The sequence below is a fragment of the Phyllobacterium myrsinacearum genome, assembly GCF_002980555.1.
Classification (GTDB): Bacteria; Pseudomonadota; Alphaproteobacteria; order Rhizobiales; family Rhizobiaceae; genus Phyllobacterium; species Phyllobacterium myrsinacearum.
In genome coordinates this window covers 175,607-191,988 of sequence record NZ_PVBT01000003.1, presented here as the reverse complement: position 1 = coordinate 191,988, position 16,382 = coordinate 175,607, and the positions used below count along the sequence as shown (strand labels likewise).

At 58.1% G+C, this 16,382-nt stretch carries 13 protein-coding genes and 1 tRNA gene; 7 read left to right on the top strand and 7 right to left on the bottom strand.

Annotation, left to right across the window (positions count from 1 at the left end):
* Window positions 1-110: 110 nt before the first annotated feature.
* Window positions 111-917 carry an undecaprenyl-diphosphate phosphatase gene (locus tag C5750_RS11590; RefSeq protein WP_105734060.1) on the top strand — a complete coding sequence of 269 codons (807 nt, stop codon included), beginning with the start codon at window positions 111-113 and terminating at the stop codon, window positions 915-917.
* A 56-nt stretch (window positions 918-973) separates the two neighbouring features.
* Here the strand turns inward: C5750_RS11590 and C5750_RS11585 are convergent, their stop codons facing one another.
* From C5750_RS11585 to C5750_RS11570, 4 genes are all read right to left on the bottom strand, one after another.
* Window positions 974-1,942: a complex I NDUFA9 subunit family protein gene (locus tag C5750_RS11585; RefSeq protein WP_105734059.1), complete on the bottom strand. Its 969-nt coding sequence runs from the start codon at window positions 1,940-1,942 to the stop codon at window positions 974-976.
* Between the two features lie 135 nt (window positions 1,943-2,077).
* Window positions 2,078-3,346 carry a D-tagatose-bisphosphate aldolase, class II, non-catalytic subunit gene (locus C5750_RS11580; RefSeq protein ID WP_105734058.1) on the bottom strand — a complete coding sequence of 423 codons (1,269 nt, stop codon included), beginning with the start codon at window positions 3,344-3,346 and terminating at the stop codon, window positions 2,078-2,080.
* Between the two features lies 1 nt (window position 3,347).
* Window positions 3,348-4,334, bottom strand: a complete 987-nt coding sequence (locus C5750_RS11575) for a tagatose kinase (RefSeq protein WP_105734057.1) — start codon at window positions 4,332-4,334, stop codon at window positions 3,348-3,350.
* A 112-nt stretch (window positions 4,335-4,446) separates the two neighbouring features.
* Window positions 4,447-5,493, bottom strand: a complete 1,047-nt coding sequence (locus tag C5750_RS11570; RefSeq protein WP_342588463.1) for a LacI family DNA-binding transcriptional regulator — start codon at window positions 5,491-5,493, stop codon at window positions 4,447-4,449.
* A 432-nt stretch (window positions 5,494-5,925) separates the two neighbouring features.
* Between C5750_RS11570 and C5750_RS11565 the strand changes: the two genes are divergently transcribed.
* From C5750_RS11565 to C5750_RS11555, 3 genes are all read left to right on the top strand, one after another.
* On the top strand, window positions 5,926-7,209 hold the full coding sequence (locus C5750_RS11565; RefSeq protein WP_105734599.1) for an ABC transporter substrate-binding protein: 1,284 nt from the start codon (window positions 5,926-5,928) through the stop codon (window positions 7,207-7,209).
* A gap of 82 nt (window positions 7,210-7,291) precedes the next feature.
* Complete coding sequence (locus C5750_RS11560) at window positions 7,292-8,290, top strand: zinc-dependent alcohol dehydrogenase family protein (RefSeq protein ID WP_105734056.1); 999 nt, start codon at window positions 7,292-7,294, stop codon at window positions 8,288-8,290.
* 85 nt (window positions 8,291-8,375) lie between these two features.
* On the top strand, window positions 8,376-8,963 hold the full coding sequence (locus tag C5750_RS11555; RefSeq protein ID WP_105734055.1) for a hypothetical protein: 588 nt from the start codon (window positions 8,376-8,378) through the stop codon (window positions 8,961-8,963).
* A gap of 70 nt (window positions 8,964-9,033) precedes the next feature.
* Here C5750_RS11555 and rpsA read toward each other — a convergent pair whose 3' ends face one another.
* The 3 genes from rpsA to aroA all read right to left on the bottom strand — a co-directional run bounded on the left by rpsA (window position 9,034) and on the right by aroA (window position 13,620).
* Window positions 9,034-10,734 carry a 30S ribosomal protein S1 gene (gene rpsA / locus C5750_RS11550; protein ID WP_091879198.1) on the bottom strand — a complete coding sequence of 567 codons (1,701 nt, stop codon included), beginning with the start codon at window positions 10,732-10,734 and terminating at the stop codon, window positions 9,034-9,036.
* 126 nt (window positions 10,735-10,860) lie between these two features.
* Window positions 10,861-11,517, bottom strand: a complete 657-nt coding sequence (gene cmk, locus C5750_RS11545) for a (d)CMP kinase (RefSeq protein WP_425350459.1) — start codon at window positions 11,515-11,517, stop codon at window positions 10,861-10,863.
* Window positions 11,518-12,264: 747 nt separating this feature from the next.
* Window positions 12,265-13,620 (bottom strand): 3-phosphoshikimate 1-carboxyvinyltransferase, encoded by a 1,356-nt coding sequence (gene aroA, locus C5750_RS11535; RefSeq protein WP_105734053.1) that lies wholly within the window; start codon window positions 13,618-13,620, stop codon window positions 12,265-12,267.
* A gap of 252 nt (window positions 13,621-13,872) precedes the next feature.
* Here aroA and C5750_RS11530 point away from each other — a divergent pair, with 252 nt between their 5' ends.
* From C5750_RS11530 to C5750_RS11520, 3 genes are all read left to right on the top strand, one after another.
* On the top strand, window positions 13,873-14,262 hold the full coding sequence (locus C5750_RS11530) for a TIGR02300 family protein (protein WP_105734052.1): 390 nt from the start codon (window positions 13,873-13,875) through the stop codon (window positions 14,260-14,262).
* A 164-nt stretch (window positions 14,263-14,426) separates the two neighbouring features.
* Window positions 14,427-14,502 (top strand) — tRNA-Ala (locus C5750_RS11525).
* A gap of 92 nt (window positions 14,503-14,594) precedes the next feature.
* Window positions 14,595-16,334: a site-specific integrase gene (locus tag C5750_RS11520; RefSeq protein ID WP_130502080.1), complete on the top strand. Its 1,740-nt coding sequence runs from the start codon at window positions 14,595-14,597 to the stop codon at window positions 16,332-16,334.
* Window positions 16,335-16,382 lie beyond the last annotated feature (48 nt).

Sequence of the window (16,382 nt, the reverse complement as noted above, 5' to 3'; positions counted from 1 at the left end):
ATTGCTCGCCAGCCCTTGAGTCTATGCGAACCTATAGGCGCAACCGCGGCGTGAGACAAGCAAACAGCATGTGATCATCCTGACCGGGATCACCATCGGAAGTTATAATCATGGAATCGCAGACAATTGTCGAAGCCCTTTTTCTCGGATTGCTGGAAGGGTTAACAGAGTTTATACCGGTCTCCTCCACGGGCCACCTGCTGCTGGCCGGACGCTTCCTCGGCTTTGAATCAAACGGCAAGACATTCGAGGTTCTGATCCAGCTTGGCGCGATCCTGGCCATTCTCACCGTCTATTTCGGCCGCCTCCTGAAAATTGCCCGGGACCTTCCCAGCGATGCGGGCACCCGCCGTTTCGTCGCCGGCATTCTCGTCGCGTTCCTGCCGGCCGTCGTCATCGGCGTGCTGGCGCATGGGTTCATCAAGGCCGTGCTGTTTGAATCGCCGATGCTGATCTGCATCATGCTGATTGTCGGCGGCATCATCCTTCTCTGGGTGGACCGGCTCGATCTGAAGCCGCGTTATACCAATGTGATGGATTATCCCCTGTCGCTCTGCCTGAAGATCGGCTTCATCCAGTGCCTTGCCATGATCCCCGGAACATCGCGGTCCGGCTCGACCATCGTCGGCGCGCTCCTGCTTGGCGCGGACAAGCGCTCGGCGGCTGAATTCTCGTTCTTCCTGGCGATGCCGACCATGGCGGGCGCCTTTGCCTATGATCTCTTCAAGAATCGCGATGTGCTGACGCTGAACGATGCATCGCTGATCGCCATCGGTTTTATCGCCGCCTTCATATCGGGCGTCTTCGTCGTGCGTTATCTCCTGGATTACGTCTCGCGCCACGGCTTTGCATTGTTTGCCTACTGGCGGGTGATCGTCGGGACGGTCGGCCTGATTGCCCTCATCCTGGCGAAGTAGGAAGACAAAAAACCCCGGTCGAAGCCGGGGTTTTGTTTGGAACTGTACCGCTGGAATCAGGCGGGTTTCTGGCTCGAATACTGCCCCTGCGCACGGAAGCGCCAGAGATAGGACGGCAGGATCGTATCGATTGTCTGCGGCTGGATGCCAAGGCCTTCCAGCGTGCGATTGTCGCTCTTTGCCGCCTCGGACACAACCGAGTCCTTCTCAAGCAGCACCACCTGATCCCTGGTCAGAAGCGGTTTCGGCAGAAGGCCGAGAACGGAGCCTTGAAGCTTGGCAACCCACCATGGAATGGAGATCATGATGCGCTTGCGCCCGATGATACGCAGGGTTTCCTGCAGACACTGGCGGAATGTCAGTACCTCGGCGCCGCCGAGTTCATAGACCTGTCCGGCATTGAGCGAGCCGTCGACCGAGCGGGCAAACACCTCTGCGAGGTCGCCGACATAAACCGGCTGGAACCGGGTCTTGCCGCCGCCGATCAGCGGCAGGAAGGGCGAGATGCGCGCCATACCGGCAAACCGGTTGAAGAAATCATCTTCCGGCCCGAACACGATCGATGGGCGGATGATCACCGCATCGGGCAATGTCTCGTGCACGGCAGCTTCAGCGCGGCCCTTGGTGCTGGCATAAAGCGAGAGCGAGTGCGCATCGGCGCCAAGCGCGGACATGTGGGTCAGCGGAACGCCGGCCGCGCGCGCAGCCTCGGCCACGGCGCGGGCGCCGAACTCATGCACGGTGCTGAAGCGCTGGGCACCGCTTTCATAGGCAATGCCGACGAGATTGATGACGTGATCGGAGCCGGCAACGGCGCGGTCGATCGACCAGCGGTAACGCAGATTGGCCTGAACCGCCTGGATCTGGCCAACGCCGCCGAGCGGTTGCAGATGAAAAGCAAGGTCGGGCCGGCGCACGGCAACGCGCACGCGATAGCCGCGCTTGGCCAGGGCCCGCACGACGTGACGACCGACAAAACCCGAACCCCCGAAAATCGTGACAAGTTTTGGCTTCGTGATTGTCATCAGGCACTCCTATGGAAATCGTCCAATATTCCCCTGCTGTTTAAAGCCTTTTGCCGAGAAGGCAAAGGGTGGATCGACAGCAGGTCTCGCGGCGCGTTGCCGCGCTTGGACGGACGGGATCGTGCCGGGTGCCCATTACCAGCCGCAGGCAGCGGAATAATCCGCAAGCACGCGGTCGATGGCGGCAATCAGGATGGCTTCCGGTTTGCTGCGGTCCGCCGGAGGAACGGCAAGATCGGGCAGGAACTGCCGCAGCAGCGTTTCCGGAATGTCGCGCCCGGCAAGAGCGGCCATGAGCTTGTTGACGGCCTCCACGGCTTCCGGCTCGGTCCAGTAATAGCGGATGCGGTCGCTGTAGCTGTAGTGGCGCTGCACATAGAGCGCATCATCCGTTCCATGATAGTGCGACGCCCAGTGCCCCGGCTTGTCCAGCATCAGGCGTTCCATGGCACGGGCAAGCGGACGTTCGCCGTAAGCCTTGTCCAGTTCCGATGCGATCAGGTCGAGCCCGTAGAGCGCTTCACGCAGTGCAAAGGTCAGGCCGGGGCCGACTTTGAGAATCGGGAACCCGTCGCGCACGAGCGCCGAAAGCGACTGCACGCTCTGGTAGTCGGTGGAATGGGCTTCGAACACGAATTGCGGTTCATGCGCCAAGAGTTTCGTCAGCGCCACGGCCTGATCCGGCCTGTATTCGACGACATTCTCATTGCCGAATTCGACGCCGGGCTGCACGACAATGCCGATGACCCGGTCAAAGGCAGCCTGAAGTCTTTCGCTGGCAAAGCGTGCGCGGTGAACTGCAATCGTGTGGCGTGCCGCATCCGGGCTGGTGGGTGTGACCTCGGTAAGCGCGTGATCCGCGCCGCCCGGAACCGGCACTTCCGTGCCGATGATGTAATTGGGCAGGGCAAAGCCGCTTGCCGCCGCCGCCTGCTCGGCAGCCTTGGCAAGCCGTGCGGCACGCTGGGCCGTAACCGCGTCATCGAGCGCTGGCGGCTCGCCGGCGCAGCCCATGCTGGCATCGAGATGGATCTTGGTGAACCCGGCCTGGATGTAATCGATCACCATGGCTTCAGCTTTGGCCATGGCCTCTTCGGCCGGCAGCTTGCGCCATGGATTGGGACCGAGATGATCGCCGCCGAAAATGAGATTGTTGCGGTCAAAGCCTTCCTCGCGGGCAATCGCTTCGACGAAGACGACGAAGTCGACCGGCGTCATGCCGGTATAGCCGCCATATTGGTTGACCTGGTTGCAGGTTGCCTCGATGAGAACGATCTGCCCGTGCTTTTTGCCGCGGCGCAGCGCCGCCCTGATGACAAGCGGATGGGCGGAGCAGACAGATGTGATACCGGCATTGTCACCATTGCGGTGCGCCGTGGCCAACTGGGCGAGGGATTTGAACATCTTACTTCCTTGGTGTCGCAGCGATGAACTGGTCAAGTTCCGGGAAGGTCGACGTGCCTTCCATGGGGCCGCGGCGGGTCACATTGCGGGCACCGGCGGCATTGGCATAGTCGAGGGACTGCTCCGCCGAATGACCGAGACGGCGGCAGGTGAGATAGGTGGCGCCGAAGCAGTCGCCGGCGCCGGTCGGGTCGATTTCTTCAACGAGGAATGCCGGACGGCTGACACGGCCCGCATTGGTATGGAGCGCCGAGCCATGCTGGCCGCGCTTCACCACGATTTCCGCGATCCCCGAGGCGAGCAGGGTGTTGATGGCTTCGTCTGCGGAGGCAGCCGGGCAGGCCACGAAAAGCTCGTCACCCGACGGCAGGAGCAGGTCGCTCGCCGCAACGAGCGCTTTGAACTGGCGTCCGGTCTCTTCACCGGCAGCCAGTTCCTTGCGCATATTGGGATCGAGCGAGAGGGTGCCGCCGCGCTTCTTGATCTCCCCGAGGGCGTAGTCGATGATCGGCCAAACCGCCGGGATCGACAGGGCGGATCCCATGACATGCAAATGACCGGCCCGCGCGATGAGGGCCCTGGCGCTGTCGTTCAGGTCGATTTCGCCTGCGGCACTGCGGGCGATGTTGTAGACGAAATCACGCGTGCCATCATCGGCATAGCGGACAAAGGCGCTGCCTGTGGGATAATCGGAACTGACGGCGATGGCCGAGACATCGGCACCATCCCGGCGCAGCCGTTCGACATTCAGGCGCCCGAAATCGTCATTGCCGACCGCGGCAATGATGCCGGCCTGTCCGCCGAGTTTGGCCACCTGGTCGATAAAGATAGCCGGCGCACCACTTGGAAACGGACCGACCAGCGGCTGGGCATCGAGAAATCCCTTGCCGATCGTCGTGGCCATGATCTCGACGAGGATTTCACCAACGGTGATGGTCGGGCCAAGGCTCTCCGGGGCCAGGGAGGAGGGGGTCACGTCAACCGTCATGTCGCTGTCTGCCTGTTGTCTCGCGCTTGAATCGTCAATACGCTCGGCACAAACAGATAAGCTCTATAATTTCCGTGTCAACAAATAAATCTTTACGCGCGACAAGTTTATATCAGGCGGATGTGCGCAGCATGATCTCGGCGTTCAGCAGTATCCGTTCATTGGCTGGCAGTTCGAACTTGGAGTCCTGATGTTCGCCGAGCTTGTGGAACAGCAGCGCCGCCGCCAGCCTGCCGATCTCGTTGTAGTTCTGGGCGACCGTCGTCAGCGGCGGGCACATGTAGCGTGACAGGGGTTGATCGTCATGGCCCGCAACGCGCAGATCGCAATCCTCGCCGCGCCCGACCTTCACGCCAGCCTGGTATGCGGCGGCAATCACCCCGAATGCCACGCGGTCATTGGCACAGAGCACGGTTTTGGTCGGAAAGCCGCCATTGCGCAGGATCTGGCTCGTGGCATCGAACGCTGATTTTTCGAAATCCCAGTCGGCCGCCTGTTCCGCTTCGACGACGCGCGGCTCCAGCCTGAGGCTGTCCATCGCCTCGCAATAGGCCTCGCGCCGTTCGAACGCATTGCTGTTGACCGGCGGCATGCCGAAATAGCAGGGGGCATCGCCGGAGCGGGTGAGGTAATCGACAATAAGCTGGAAACTCTGCCGGTTGTTGGTACCGACAAAGGGCGAAACCGTATCCAGAGGAGAGTCCACATAGATCATGGGGATGGACTCGCCCAGTTTCAGCAGCTTTTCCTGGTGCGACTGCACGCCGAGCGGCGCGATGATCGAACCGGCGACATTCATCGATTTGAAGGTTTCGATGGCACGCTCTTCGAGTTCCGGCTTGCCGTCGGAGCTGAGAACAAAAGCAAGATAGCCGGCCTGTTCGGCGATGCCTTCGATCCGACGGGTCAAGGCCGTGTAGAACGGATCGGTTGAATTCGGGATGATGATGCCGAGAATATTGGTGCGGCGGCGATTGAGATTGACCGCGAAAATATTCGGACGGAAGCCGGATTGCTTGACCGCGGCCTCGATGATGTCGCGGGTTTTCTGGCGCACGGAGCCGGGATCGTTGAAGTATTTCGATACGGTTGGCCGCGACAATCCCACAAACGCGGAAAAGTCTTCCATTGTTCTGATCGTCTTTTTCACCGCGTGCATTCCCTTTTCACGATCGATTCGCCTGTTTTAGGAGACATCGCCGTGCTTGTGAAGAAAATGTCCTGAGACAATTTCACCGGTCTTTCCGTTTATATGCCTGGCACCCGCGACCCGCGAGGCCAAACAAAAATTTACAGAGCCGATCACATGCGTCAAGTTTTCGATTAAACCACAACAATTCTGGATCATGTCAAACTTTCGCTCCTGTAACGCCCGTCAGCCCGCGATGTCCCCGAACGGCGATGCTGAATGCATACTGGCTCCATCGGCAGGTGCCGCTTTGGCGGAAGGCCCCATACAGAATCTTGTATACAGACCTGCAAATATTTTGGTATGACTTATTTTAAGTTTACGTGCGTAAAGTTCGTAGACTTAACCTTGGAGGAGGAAAAAATGAGCGTTACCTTGAGGAGGGCAACGCACCTGCTGCTCATGACCGCCGCCACCGGCGCTCTTGCCAGCACTGTGTCTGCAGAAGAATTGACCATCGCGACCGTCAACAATGCCGATATGATCGTGATGCAGAAATTGTCGCCCGAATGGGAGAAGGCGACCGGCAACAAGCTCAACTGGGTGGTCCTGGAAGAAAACGTGCTGCGTCAGCGCGTGACCACCGATATCGCCACCAAAAGCGGCCAGTTTGATATTCTGACCATTGGCGGTTACGAGGAGCCGATCTGGGGCAAGTCCGGATGGCTGGCGTCGGTGGATGACCTCGGCGACGATTATGATTACGCCGACCTGCTCGATCCGATCAAAAAGGGCCTGACCGTCGATGGCAGGCTCTATGCGGTCCCGTTCTACACGGAAAGCTCGTTCACGCTCTATCGCAAGGATCTCTTCGATGCGGCGGGCCTGACCATGCCCGATCAGCCTACCTATGACCAGATCAAGCAGTTTGCCGCCAAGCTGACCGACAGGTCGAAAGAGCAATATGGCATCTGCCTGCGCGGCAAGGCGGGGTGGGGCGAGAACATGGCGTTCCTCGGAACCATGATCAACACCTATGGCGGGCGCTGGTTCGACATGGACTGGAAACCGCAGATCAACTCGGCGCCGTGGAAAGAGGCCATTGCGACCTATGTCGACCTGATGAAGAAGTACGGCCCGCCCGGTGCGACCTCGAACGGCTTCAATGAAAACCAGGCGCTGTTCGCCACTGGCCACTGTGCTATGTGGATCGACGCGACCTCGGCGGCGGGCCGCGTTTTCGATCCCAAGCAAAGCAAGGTGGCGGACAAGGTGGCCTTCACGCGGGCACCCGTTCAGGTGACGCCCAATGGCGCCGGCTGGTCATGGGCCTGGACTCTGGCTATTCCGGCCACCTCGAAGAAGGTCGATGCCGCGAAATCCTTCCTGAAATGGGCGACGTCGAAGGACTATGTCAAGCGGGTCGCCGCCAGTGAAGGCTGGGTTGCGGTTCCGCCGGGAACGCGCAAATCCACCTATGACAATCCGGACTATCAGAAGGCCGCACCGTTTGCCGCAACGGTTCTGGCATCCATCATGGCCGCCGATCCGACAAAGCCGACGAAAGATCCCGTGCCTTATACCGGTGTACAGTTCGTGGCCATTCCCGAGTTCCAGGCCTTCGGCACGACGGTCGGCCAATTGATATCGTCGGCGCTCGCGGGCACGCAAACCGTCGATCAGGCGCTGGATTCCGGACAGCGGCAGGTCGAGCAGATCATGACCCGCGCCGGCTACATCAAATAGCCTCTTGCCGTGGCCCGCATGGGATGTGCGGGCCACGGCACCTGCAAGCCAGCACTCCCTGCAACAACAGGATGGAATTGCCATGAAAGCCATTCAATTCACTGGCCTCGGCATTGCCGGTCTCGCCGATCTTGATGAGCCGGAACTTGCGCCCGGCCATGCGCTGGTCCGGGTGATGGCATCCGGCCTGTGCCATACGGATATCGACGTGCTGCATGGGCGATATGGCAACGGCGCCTTTCCGCTTGTTCCCGGCCACGAATATGCCGGCATCGTCGAAATGGTCGCGGACGATGTCACGGATGTGCGTCCTGGCGACCGCGTGGCCATCGATCCGAACATCCCCTGCGGCACCTGCCGGTCGTGCCGCAAGGGATTGACCAATCTGTGCGACCGCCTTGAAGCCTATGGCGTCTCGCGCAACGGCGGCTTTGCGCAGTACAGTGCGGTCAAGACCGGCCACCTCCATGACATCGGCCATCTGCCTTTTCACATTGCAGCGCTGGCCGAACCGCTGGCCTGCGTGCTCAACGGACTCGGCAATGCCCATGCCGTGCGTGCCAAAAACGCCCTTGTCTTCGGCGCCGGTCCGATCGGACTGCTGATGGCCCTGTCGCTGCAAGCGGAGGGCGTCGAGAATGTCAGCATTGCCGACATCAATGAGGACCGGTTGAGCTTTGCCCAATCGCTTGGCCTCACGCCGATTGTATCCGGCTCGGCCGCGCTTGGGAAACAGGTGAAGGCTTTTGATTTTGTCGCCGATGCAACGGGTATCGCCAGGGTGGTGGAAGACATGATCGCCTACACGGCCGATGGTGGAACGGCGCTGGTTTTCGGGGTCAGCGCCCCGGACGCACGCATCCAGATCGCCCCGTTCGAAATATTCCGCCGTCAGATCAGTCTCGTCGGGTCCCATTCGCTCAACCGCAATATTCCCGACGCGCTGGCCATATTGCAGCGTGACAACGGAACCATGGCAAGGCTTGTCTCCCACCGCCTGCCGCTGGCTGACCTTCTTCCCTATCTCGCGAAAGGCGCAGCAACGCCGCAGACGATGAAAGTACAATTCTCGGCGGAATAAATCTTCCCGAGGTTTGCTTCGGGTTAAGACTTGGGTAGCATAACCCCGGATCGGTCAGAATCGGTCAATGGAGGGGGAGCATACAATGGATGGCAATATTCCGAGCCCGGAAGTCTTTACCCATGTGCGTGTGATCATCGGTATCATTCTGGGTTTGAGTATTTCCCGTCTGCTCACCGGTGTCGCCCGTATCATTCAGCATCCGTTGCGCAAGAATATTTATCCGATTCACCTTGGCTGGGTATTGTTCACCTTTCTGACCGTGGTGCATTTCTGGTGGTTTGAATTTTACCTGCACCAGACTTTGGTGTGGAAGTTCGAGGCCTATCTCTTCGTCATTTTTTACGCCAGCCTGCACTTTCTGGCCTGCGGCATGCTTTTTCCCGACAGCATGGAGGGTTATTCCGGCTACGAAAACTACTTCATGTCGCGGCGTGCCTGGTTCTTCGGCTTGCTGATGGCGATCTTCCTCGTCGATTTCGCCGATACGGCCATGAAGGGCCGGGAGCATTTTCACGCGCTGGGGCCCGTCTATCCCCTGCGCAATCTTTTCCTGATCGCTGTCTGCGGTGCTGCTGCCTATCTGCGCGAGCAGAGGATGCAATGGATATTCCTCAGTCTGGCGCTTATCTGCCAGCTCGTCTTCATCCTGATCCAGTTCGATACGATCTGAAAACGGCAAAGAAAAACCCGCCGGTCCTGGGACCGGCGGGTTTCGTTTCAGTCAGAACGTCAGCAGACGCTTAGTTCTTTTCCTGCTTCTTCAGAGCGGCACCGAGGATGTCGCCCAGCGAAGCGCCGGAGTCGGACGAACCGTACTGTGCAACGGCTTCCTTCTCTTCAGCGATTTCCAGCGCCTTGATGGAGACCTGCAGCTTGCGGGTCTTCTTGTCGAAGGCGATGACGCGGGCGTCGACCTTCTGGCCAACCGTGAAGCGTTCCGGACGCTGTTCGTCACGATCGCGGGACAGATCCGCACGACGGATGAACGAGTCGAGATCGTGGTCAACCAGACGGACTTCGAGGCCGCCATCGGTGATCCCCGTGACTTCAACGGTTACAACGGCGTTCTTGCGCAGTTCGCCCGAGGTTGCCGCTTCACCGACCTTGTCGCCTGTGAGCTGCTTGATGCCGAGCGAGATGCGTTCCTTCTCGACGTCAACATCGAGAACCTGCGCCTTGACGACGTCACCCTTGTTGTACTCTTCGATGACCTGCTCGCCGGGACGGTTCCAGTCGAGGTCGGAGAGGTGAACCATGCCGTCCACGTCGCCGTCGAGGCCGATGAACAGGCCGAATTCGGTTTTGTTCTTGACTTCGCCTTCAACGATGGTGCCGACAGGGAACTTGTCTGCGAAGGTCGTCCATGGGTTGTCGAGGGTCTGCTTGAGGCCGAGCGAGATGCGGCGCTTGACCGGATCCACTTCGAGAACAACGACTTCGACTTCCTGCGTGGTCGAGAGCAGCTTGCCCGGATGCACGTTCTTCTTTGTCCAGGACATTTCGGAAACGTGGATAAGGCCTTCGATGCCTGGCTCGATTTCGACGAATGCACCGTAGTCGGTGATGTTCGTAACCGTACCGGTGATCTTTTTGCCGATCGGGTACTTCGCACCGATACCATCCCAGGGATCGCTTTCGAGCTGCTTCATGCCGAGCGAAATACGATGTGTTTCCTGGTTGATGCGGATGATCTGAACCTTGACCGTCTGGCCGATGTTCAGGATTTCCGACGGATGGTTGACGCGGCGCCATGCCATGTCAGTCACGTGCAGCAGACCATCGATGCCGCCCAGATCAACGAACGCACCGTAATCGGTGATGTTCTTGACGACGCCTTCAACGACCTGACCTTCTTCAAGGTTCTGGACGATTTCAGAGCGCTGTTCAGCACGGCTCTCTTCAAGAACGGTACGGCGCGAAACAACGATGTTGCCGCGACGCTTGTCCATCTTGAGGATTTCGAAGGGCTGCGGGTTGTGCATCAGCGGGGTAACGTCGCGGATCGGACGGATGTCGACCTGCGAACGCGGCAGGAAGGCGACGGCGCCGTCGAGATCGACGGTGAAACCGCCCTTGACCTGATTGAAGATGACACCATCGACGCGCTCGCCGCGGTTGAACTTCTCTTCAAGGCGGACCCAGCTCTCTTCGCGGCGTGCTTTTTCACGCGACAGAACGGCTTCGCCGAGGGCGTTTTCGATGCGCTCGACGTAGACTTCAACGATATCGCCCGGCTTCAGCGAGCCGTCTTTGGCTTTCGCGCCGAATTCCTTGAGCGGTACGCGGCCTTCAACCTTGAGGCCGGCGTCAATGATCGCCATGTCTTTTTCGATGGCGACGATACGGCCCTTGACGACATAACCTTCAGCAAGGTCATTGGTGGCAAAGGACTCGGCGAGAAGAGCTTCGAAATCTTCGCGCGTTGGATTGGCTTGAGACATAAATACTCCTGATATGTCCGGACAAAGTCATCGGACACAGCACCGGTGGTTCGCGTTACGGTTCATCTGCGGGCCAATCCGCCCTATGCGGGCAATCCGGTGCATGGATCGGTGGCAGATGCTGGTTTAATGCTTGTTTCCCGCCAAAGCCTGATCAATCAGCTTTTTGGCAGCAAGAAACGCGGTCTCTATATCCATTTCCGTCGTATCTAGCAAGTGCGCGTCGGCAGCGGGCTTCAATGGCGAGTCCGTGCGGCCCATATCGCGGGCGTCGCGGCGGGTGAGATCGGCCAGAATCTCCTCATATTGGGCAGGCGCGCCCGAGGATTTGATTTCGTCAAAACGCCGCTTCGCCCGTGCCTGCGGGGAGGCGGTGATATAGAGCTTCACCGGCGCGTCCGGGCAGACCACCGTCCCGATGTCGCGCCCGTCAAGGACCGTACCGGGGGAGCGCTGGGCAAAAGCCTGCTGCGCCGCAACCAGAGCCCGCCGGACCGCCGGCATAACAGCCACCTTGGATGCCGCTTCGCCCACATCATGCGTGGACAGGGCCGTGCGGTCGAGTTTGGACAGATCGATGCCGCGCGCCGCCTTCTCCGCCAGAAATTCATCATCGAGCGCCATGTTCTGGTCAAGCAGTGCCTTGGCGACCGCACGGTATGTCAGGCCCGTATCGAGATGATGATAGCCGTAATAATCGGCAAGCCGCCGGGCCAGCGTGCCCTTGCCCGATGCGGCCGGTCCGTCGATGGCAATGGTGAAACGCAATGGCGCCGCATGGATGTCATCCTTTTCATCGCGGTCAAACAGCCAGTTGCCAAGGGCAAACAGCAGATAGGCCGCGGCAAGGACGAGCGTGATCAGCGGCGTGATGCCGATCGTGACGAACGCGAATCCGCCGACCGTGGTTGCCAGCGCGGAAAGCCATGCCGGCAGATAGGCGGACATGTTCTGCAGAAGCGCATCAATGGCGAATATCAGGGCAAACTGGAACACGAACAGCCAGAACAGGAGAGCGAAGAGCCCGAAACGGACCTTGAGCGCAAACCGTTCAATGGCATAGGCAACGCCAACAATGACCAGGGACGTCAGCAGGAAGAACATCAGACGCTCCCTGCCTGCAGGGGAGCCGTTGTCAACGCAGTCTGCAAATGGACAGCAGGTTCGATCATCGCTCTCTGTTTCTTGCCTTTGCGCCCATGAGGAAGCCTATACCATAACCGACGATTGACCCGAATGCGGGCGGCAGAAGTAAAAACTGATAGGGCATCCAATCGCTTGTTCCCGCAGCCTCAAGCGCGGATACACCCGGCCGGGAACCATCGAAGACATTCCACGCATAGAGGAAGATCAGGAGTATGGGAAGAACGACCCGCATGATCGAACTCAAAATGCCGGGCCACGGCCGTGATGATCCACTGGAAATTGTGCCGCGATGGGCGCTTCGCGCCGCCCAGACGGCAAACGGAACGCTCGACATCATATAAAGAGCGTACACCGTCAGGGCGGAAAAGAGCGCGCTCATCGATATCAGGCTGGTGTTTCCTGCACGGAAATCTCGGCACCCATTCCGGTCATCATGCCCATGAATTCCGGAAAGCTCGTGGCAATCATGGTGGAGTCGTCGACGGTAACGGGTTTTTCCGCAACGAGGCCCATGACGAGGAAGCTCATGGCAATGCGATGATCGAGATGGGTCTCGACCGTTCCGCCGCCGAGGGCCTTGCCATCCGGGCGGCCGCGAACGCTCAGGGTTTCCGGGCCTTCCGTGCAATCGACGCCGTTGGCCTTCAGGCCGTTGGCAACCGCCGACAGGCGGTCCGATTCCTTGACCCGCAATTCCTCGAGGCCGTTCATCACGGTCTCGCCGGTGGCGAAGGCCGCCGCGACGGCAAGCACGGGATATTCGTCGATCATCGAGGGCGCGCGGTCGGCCGGAACGATCACGCCTTTCAGCTCGGAGGCACGCACGCGCAGGTCCGCGACATCCTCGCCGCCCGCAAGGCGGGCATTGAGGATTTCAATGCTGGCACCCATGTCCTGCAGGGTCAGGATAAGGCCTGTGCGGGTCGGGTTCATCAGCACATTGCGGATGGTGATATCGGAGCCGGGCACCAGCAGCGCCGCCACCAGCGGAAATGCCGTCGACGACGGGTCGCCGGGCACGTCGATGATCTGGCCGGTGAGTTTGCCCTGGCCCTCGATGCGGATGTGCCGGACATTGTCCTTATCGGTTTCGACCGAAAGATTGGCGCCAAACCCCTGCAGCATCTTTTCCGTATGGTCGCGCGTCATGACTGGTTCGATGACCGTCGTTATGCCTGGTGTATTGAGGCCCGCCAGCAACACGGCGGATTTGACCTGCGCCGAAGCCATCGGCACCCGGTAGGTGATGGGGGCGGCCACCTTGGGGCCGCGCAGCGTCAGAGGCATGCGGTCGCCGTCCGATGCCGTCACCTGAACGCCCATTTCCCGCAGGGGATTGAGCACACGGCCCATGGGGCGCTTGGACAGGGAGGCATCGCCAATGAAGGTCGTTTCCATCGCGTAGACGCCGACAAGGCCCATGGTGAGGCGGGCGCCCGTGCCGGCATTGCCGAAATCAAGCGGCGCTTCCGGCTGCAGCAGGCAGCCATTGCCGGTGCCCTGGATGATCCACACATCGCCTTCTCTTGCGATTTTGGCACCCATGGCCTGCATGGCCCGGCCGGTGTTGATCACGTCCTCGCCCTCCAGCAGTCCGGTGATGCGGGTCTCGCCCGAGGCAAGGCCGCCAAACATGAAGGAGCGATGCGATATCGATTTATCACCGGGAATCCGGATATCTCCGGAAAGGGCCTTGGAACGGCGGGCGGTGGCGGGCTTGGGCAAAGCGGAATGGGACATGAGTACGATCAATCACAAGGAAAATTGGTGTTTCATCTCGAGCCTGTAGGCGCCGGCGTTCCTAACACAGCTTGTTCGTCGGGTCATCTTGCAAATGCATAGTTCGGCCGAACGGCAATCTCGCGTCGTTTTGGCTTTGACAAATGCGCTGAATTGCGTTTATGGGACCAGAAATCCATTTGATGAGCGCTGGCATAAACGGTTGGACGATGGCATACCGGATGCAGGCGCAGCCAGAAGACGAGGCATAACGTGGTAAATCCAAAACTTGGTACCAAGCGAGTTGACCCTGAGACAGGTCAGAAATTCTACGATCTGAACCGCGATCCGATCGTCTCCCCCTATACGGGCAAGAGCTATCCGCTCAGCTATTTTGATTCGACCGTTCCTTCTGCGCGTGAAGAAGAGGAAGAGGTCGAGACCGAAGAACTCGACGTTGTTCTGGAAAAGCCGGAATTCGTGTCGCTTGAAGAAGCTGATGGCGATGTTGATGGCGACGTGCCGGATCTGGGCGATGATGTCGATGTGGACGTCGACGATGCCGATGATGACGACACGTTCCTGGCCGAAGACGAGGAAGACGAAGATGACGACGTCACCGATATCCTCGGCGGCGGCATCGGCGAAGACGACGAAAACTGATTTTGAACAAGGTCTTTCGCTCTTCCGAAAAATAACGGAAATATCCGGCGAATAGACCTTGATCTTCTCTGCGGCGGGCGATATGTACCCGCCTCGGAACGGTTCCCAACCGTTCGACTGTCCAGCCGGATTTATCCGGCTTAGCCGAAACCGGCTAATGGAATGGGGCCATAGCTCAGCTGGGAGAGCGCTTGCATGGCATGCAAGAGGTCAGCGGTTCGATCCCGCTTGGCTCCACCAACACCCTCTTAAGATAGTGATTTCATTAACTGTGAAGTGATTACAGTTACTTACGATCTGCCTTTTGGTCACGCACGTGGTATACAAGAGGCATGAAGCTAGTGTCAGAAACCCTCCATCTTCAAAAGCGCGGTGAGGTTTGGCACTATTATCGGCGTGTGCCCAAACATCTCGTTGACGCACTTGGCCGAACGTTCATTAAGCGGTCGCTTGGTGTAACGAGTCGTGCTGACGCCAAGCGCTTACGAGCCATCGAAGATGTAAAAACGGATGCGCTTTTTGCCTCTCTTGAGGAAACTCAAAACTCACCGAGCAAAGCGGGCTCATCGAAACTGCAAGATATTTCACTTCACATGCTGACGGAACATGTGCGCTTGACGGTCCAGAAGTTGGACAAAAGGAGCGCTGCGCAGTTTTTGATGGATCCGCCCGAAGATAGCGACGATCTGTATGAGAGAAAACAGAATGCTAAAATAGAGCTTGGCATTTTAACCAGCTACGGCGACCCGACGCGAGATGGATGGGTAAGTGACGCGACTCATCAACTTTTAAAAGAGGCGGGCGCATCGAACGTCGCTTCAGAAACATATTGGGATTTTGCTGAGATCGTACGGCGAGGGCTGGTTGAGGTACAACGTAAAAAAATCGATAGGTATGACGATCGGCACGATCGCCTGTTTTATGACCATTTGTTTAACCCAAGTCGTTCTTCTTCTATCTCGTTTTCTGAGTTGGCGCAGATTTTCATCACCGAACGAGAAGCTGAGTATCATTTAAACGGTGTCAGCCAAAAGCGGTTCGACAAGGTGAAGGCAATAGTCGAAACTCTGCAAGAGATTATCGGTAGCGAAAAAATGGTTGCAACAATCGATGATGACTTAGTCCAACACGTTCGCGGTATGCTTGCGAAATTGCCAACCAATAGAAACAAGCGGTTCCCCGGACTGCCCCTTGAAGATGCTATCCTTCGCTCACAATCCAACGGAGGGTCAATTCTCTCCCCGCTTTCGCAGTCGAACTATCTTGATGTGTTCAGGGATATGCTCAAAGTCGCGTTGCGCAAGAAGTTATTGTCAAATAACCCTGCGGCTGAAGCCCGCCCTCTTAAAAAGGATAATGTTGCGTCAGACCAAAAGCGGCTTCCGTGGACGCATCATCAGTTAAAAGGCTTCTTTGAGGGAAAATTCTATCACCGTTGCGTTCCGAGCGCGCTGAAACCTTATACCAAAGCGGATCGGGAGTGGCGGTTCTGGTTACCGCTGATTATGCTTTTTAGCGGTGCGAGGCCGAACGAAGTTGCCCAACTGCACTTCTCCGACTTGAAGCAAACAGACAAGGGTACGTGGTATCTAGATCTTGCTGAGGGGGGTGGAGAGGACGCAAAAAGTCTGAAAACAGAAAGCAGTCGTCGACGAGTGCCGGTGCATTCTGAATTGCTCAAGATCGGGTTGGTTGAGTTTGTGAAGACACGAAACGATGCGGCGTCGAAAAATGGGCAACGTCTTTTCTGGGGATTGATACCTAATAAATACGGTAATTGCGCCTGGTATGCAGCACGGCGGCTAAATGAGCATTTTATTCCAGAAGAAATAGAGTTGGGACAGCGTCAAAGCCTTTATAGTTTGCGGCATAATGTGCGAGACGCATTGCGGCGTATAAAAGCGCCCTCTGAAACTTTGTTGGCGATAGCTGGTTGGTCTCCCAGTGGAAAAGCTATTAGTGATGATTATGGCGATCCCGGTAATCCAGATTTGCATGTAGAATGGGTCAATGGGATTGCATATGAGGGTTTGGATCTAATGTTTCTTCATCAGAGCAAGAACCTTGAATAGAGTGAGCTGATATTTACCTTTCCTGCCTAGCCTTATGCTCATCGGGCG